Below are 4,608 nucleotides of genomic sequence, written 5' to 3' on the forward strand. Positions count from 1 at the left end.
CGCGGCGTCGAGGTCGTGCACGGGCGGTTCTTCGACACCGTCACCGCCCGCGTGCCCGGCCGGGCCGACGCGGTGGTCGCGGCCGCCCGGGAGGCGGGCATCAACCTCGGCCCGGTGGACGCCGACCACGTGCGGATCGCCTGTGACGAGGTGACCACCCCGGAGACGCTGGCCGACGTGCTCGGCGCGTTCGGGGTGACCGACACCGGTCCGGTGACCACCGCCACGACCGCGGACAGCGGTGTGGGCGCGCTGCCCGACGGGCTGGCCCGCACCAGCGAGTACCTGACGCACCAGGTGTTCCACACCTACCACTCGGAGACCGCGATGCTGCGCTACCTGCGCGGGCTCGCCGACTCCGACTACGCGCTCGACCGGGGCATGATCCCGCTCGGGTCGTGCACGATGAAGCTCAACGCCACCACCGAGATGGAGGCGGTCACCTGGCCGGAGTTCGCCGGGGTGCACCCGTTCGCGCCGTCCGCCGACGCGGAGGGTTACCGGGTGCTGATCGACCAGCTCAGCTCGTGGCTGGCCGAGGTGACCGGCTACGACAGCGTCTCGCTGCAGCCGAACGCGGGCAGCCAGGGTGAGCTGGCCGGGCTGCTGGCGATCCGCGCCTACCACCGCGCCAACGGGCAGCCGGAGCGCGACGTGTGCCTGATCCCGTCGTCGGCCCACGGCACCAACGCCGCCTCCGCGGTGCTCGCCGGGATGCGGGTGGTCGTGGTGGCCTGCACCGACAACGGCGACGTCGACCTGGACGACCTGCGCGCGAAGGTGGACAAGCACCGCGACACGCTGTCCGCGATCATGGTCACCTACCCGTCGACGCACGGGGTGTACGAGACCGGTATCACCGAGCTGGCCGAGATCGTGCACGCCGGCGGCGGCCAGGTGTACGTGGACGGGGCGAACCTCAACGCCCTGCTCGGGCTGGCCAAGCCGGGCGAGTTCGGCGGCGACGTGTCGCACCTGAACCTGCACAAGACGTTCTGCATCCCGCACGGCGGGGGCGGCCCCGGTGTGGGGCCGGTCGCGGCGCGGGCGCACCTCGCGCCGTACCTGCCGAACCACCCGATGGAGCCGTCCGCGGGCCCGGAGACCGGTGTCGGGCCGATCTCCGAGGCGCCGTTCGGCTCGGCGTCCATCCTGCCGATCTCCTGGGCGTACGTGCGGATGATGGGCGCGGCCGGGCTGACCGACGCCACCCAGGTGGCGGTGCTGGCCGCCAACTACGTCGCCGCACGCCTGGCCCCGCACTTCCCGGTGCTCTACACCGGGCGGGACGGGCTGGTCGCGCACGAGTGCATCCTCGACCTGCGCGGGCTGACCAAGGAGACCGGGGTCACCGTGGACGACGTCGCCAAGCGGCTGATCGACTACGGCTTCCACGCGCCGACGATGTCGTTCCCGGTGGCGGGCACGCTGATGATGGAGCCGACCGAGAGCGAGGACCTGGCCGAGCTCGACCGGTTCTGCGACGCCATGATCGCCATCCGGCGGGAGATCGACGAGGTCGCGGCGGGCACCTGGGACGTGGAGCGCAGCCCCCTGCGCGGGGCCCCGCACACGGCCGAGCAGCTCACCGGCGACTGGGACCTGCCCTACGACCGGCGCACGGCCGTCTACCCGGGCCGCACCCGGCCGAAGGGCAAGTACTTCGCCCCGGTGCGGCGGATCGAGGGTGCCTACGGCGACCGCAACCTCGTCTGCTCCTGCCCGCCCGTCTCGTCCTACGAAAGCTGAGGTCCCCGCGTGACGAACACGACCGATTCCACGCCGCGCCGGACCCCGCTGCACGAGGTGCACGCCGAGCTCGGCGCGTCGTTCACCGACTTCGCCGGCTGGTCCATGCCGGTGCGCTACGACAGTGAACTGGCCGAACACCGGGCGGTCCGCGAGACGGCGGGCCAGTTCGACCTCTCGCACATGGGTGAGATCGAGCTGACCGGGCCGCAGGCCGCCGACGCGCTCGACTACGCGATGGTCGGCAAGCTCTCCGCGGTGCAGGTCGGCCGCGCCCGTTACACGATGGTGTGCGACGTCGACGGCGGAATTCTGGACGACCTGGTCGTCTACCGGCTCGCCGAGCAGCACTACCTGGTGGTGGCGAACGCGGGCAACGCCGCGCTGATCGCCGACGAGCTGCGGGCCCGCGCGTCCGGCTTCGACACCGAGGTCACCGACCGTTCGGCGGAGACGGCGCTGATCGCCGTGCAGGGCCCGGCCTCGGCCGCGATCGTGGCCGGGGCCACCGGGGCCGAGCTGTCCGGACTGCGGTACTACGCGAGCATGCCCGCCACCGTGGACGGGGACGAGGTGCTGCTCGCCCGCACCGGCTACACCGGTGAGGACGGCTTCGAGCTGTTCGTGCCCGCCGGGGCGGCCGTGCGGGTGTGGCGGCGGCTGGCCGACGCCGGTGCCGCGCACGGATTGAAGCCCGCCGGGCTCGCCTGCCGCGACTCGCTGCGGCTCGAGGCGGGTATGCCGTTGTACGGCAACGAACTCGGCACCGGGACGACCCCGTTCCACGCCAACCTGGGTCGTCTGGTGAAATTCGACAAGCCGGGTGATTTCGTGGGCAGGGCCGCCCTGGAAAAGTGTGGTGAACCGGACCGGGTCCTGGTGGGTCTGCGCGGCAACGGCCGTCGCGCCCCCCGGCACGGCTACCGGCTGCTGCACGGTGACCACGAGGTCGGCGAGGTGACGAGCGGGGCGCTGTCGCCCACGCTCGGCCACCCGATCGCGATGGCCTTCGTCCCGCCGGAACTCACCGAACCCGGGACCGCCCTGTCGGCCGACATCCGCGGGCGCGCGGAACCGGTCGAGGTCGTGTCCCTGCCCTTCTACCAGCGTCCCTCCTCTTCGAAAGGCTGACCGTTGTCGACGAACATTCCCCAGGACCTGCGCTACACCGCCGAGCACGAGTGGGTACGCACCGAGGACGACACCGTGACCGTGGGTGTCACCGCGTTCGCCGCCGAGTCGCTCGGTGACGTCGTCTTCGTCGAGCTGCCCGAGGCCGGTGGCACCGTCACGGCGGGCGAGGTGTGCGGCGAGATCGAGTCGACCAAGTCGGTCAGTGAGCTGTACTCGCCCGTCACCGGCGAGATCGTCGCACTCAACGAGGCCGTCGTGGACGCACCGGAGACGGTCAACTCGGACCCGTACGGCGACGGGTGGCTGTTCCGGGTGCGCGTCGAGTCTCTGCCGGAGCTGATGGACGCCGACGCCTACGCCGCACAGATTCAGGAGGGCTGACATGAAAACGTTCGACGCCGATCTGGCCACGGTCGACCCGGAGGTCGCCGACGCGGTGGCCGCCGAGCTGGGCCGCCAGCAGTCGACGCTGGAGATGATCGCCTCGGAGAACTTCGCGCCGGTGAGCGTGCTCGAGGCGCAGGGCTCGGTGCTGACCAACAAGTACGCCGAGGGCTACCCCGGCAAGCGCTACTACGGCGGCTGCGAGCACGTCGACGTCGTGGAGAACCTGGCGATCGAGCGGGCGAAGTCCCTGTTCGGCGCCGAGCACGCCAACGTGCAGCCGCACTCCGGTGCGCAGGCCAACGCGGCGGCGATGGTCTCGCTGCTCGACCCGGGCGACACGATCCTCGGGCTCGACCTCGCCCACGGCGGCCACCTCACGCACGGGATGAAGCTGAACTTCTCCGGCAAGCTCTACAACGTGGTGGCCTACCACGTCGACGAGCAGACCGGCCGGCTGGACATGGCCGAGGTCGAGCGCCTCGCGCGGGAGAACCGGCCGAAGCTGATCATCGCGGGCTGGTCGGCCTACCCGCGGCAGATCGACTTCGCGGAGTTCCGCCGGATCGCCGACGAGGTCGGCGCGAAGCTGATGGTGGACATGGCCCACTTCGCCGGTCTGGTCGCGGCGGGCCTGCACCCGAACCCGGTGCCGTACGCGGACGTGGTGACCACCACCACGCACAAGACGCTCGGCGGGCCGCGCGGCGGCATCATCCTGTCCAAGCAGGAGTACGCCAAGAAGATCAACTCGTCGGTGTTCCCCGGCCAGCAGGGCGGGCCGCTGGAGCACGTCATCGCGGGCAAGGCCGTGGCGCTCAAGATCGCCGCGAGTGACGAGTTCCGCGACCGGCAGCAGCGCGTGCTCGACGGCTCCCGCATCCTCGCCGACCGGCTGTCGCAGTCCGACTGCGTGGACAACGGCGTGCGGGTGCTCACCGGCGGCACCGACGTGCACCTGGTGCTGGTCGACCTGGTGAACTCCCAGCTGGACGGCAAGCAGGCCGAGGACCGGTTGCACGAGATCGGGATCACCGTCAACCGCAACGCGGTGCCCAACGACCCGCGCCCGCCGATGGTCACCTCGGGGCTGCGGGTCGGCACCCCGGCGCTGGCCGCCCGCGGCTTCGGTGCGGACGACTTCACCGAGGTCTCCGACATCATCGCGACCGCGCTGCGGCCCGAGCTCGACGACGCCACCCGGAAGGACCTGCGGTCCCGCGTGGCGGTGCTCGCCGAGAAGCACCCGCTCTACCCGCACAAGAACTGAGGCGGCCCACCCGCCGAGGCGCCGCCGAGCGGCTGAACGGGGGCTCCGGGGTGACCCGGGGCCCCCGTTCC

The 4,608-nt window shown here is 71.7% G+C and carries 4 protein-coding genes; all 4 read left to right on the forward strand.

The genetic code is table 11. The features are described from left to right. Positions 1-1,749 (forward strand): aminomethyl-transferring glycine dehydrogenase subunit GcvPB (gene gcvPB / locus ACTIR_RS24495; RefSeq protein WP_034241167.1); only part of this gene is annotated, 1,749 nt, incomplete at its 5' end. Positions 1,750-1,758: 9 nt separating this feature from the next. Next, positions 1,759-2,880, forward strand: coding sequence for a glycine cleavage system aminomethyltransferase GcvT (gene gcvT / locus ACTIR_RS0119770; RefSeq protein ID WP_026455571.1), 1,122 nt, complete (start codon positions 1,759-1,761; stop codon positions 2,878-2,880). A gap of 3 nt (positions 2,881-2,883) precedes the next feature. Beyond that, entirely contained in the window at positions 2,884-3,264 is a 381-nt protein-coding gene (gcvH, locus tag ACTIR_RS0119775; protein ID WP_007024567.1) for a glycine cleavage system protein GcvH, read from the forward strand. 1 nt (position 3,265) lies between these two features. Then, on the forward strand, positions 3,266-4,537 hold the full coding sequence (gene glyA, locus ACTIR_RS0119780; RefSeq protein ID WP_026455572.1) for a serine hydroxymethyltransferase: 1,272 nt from the start codon (positions 3,266-3,268) through the stop codon (positions 4,535-4,537). Positions 4,538-4,608: the final 71 nt, after the last annotated feature.

This window comes from Saccharomonospora iraqiensis subsp. iraqiensis, assembly GCF_000430445.1.
Lineage (GTDB): Bacteria > Actinomycetota > Actinomycetes > Mycobacteriales > Pseudonocardiaceae > Saccharomonospora > Saccharomonospora iraqiensis.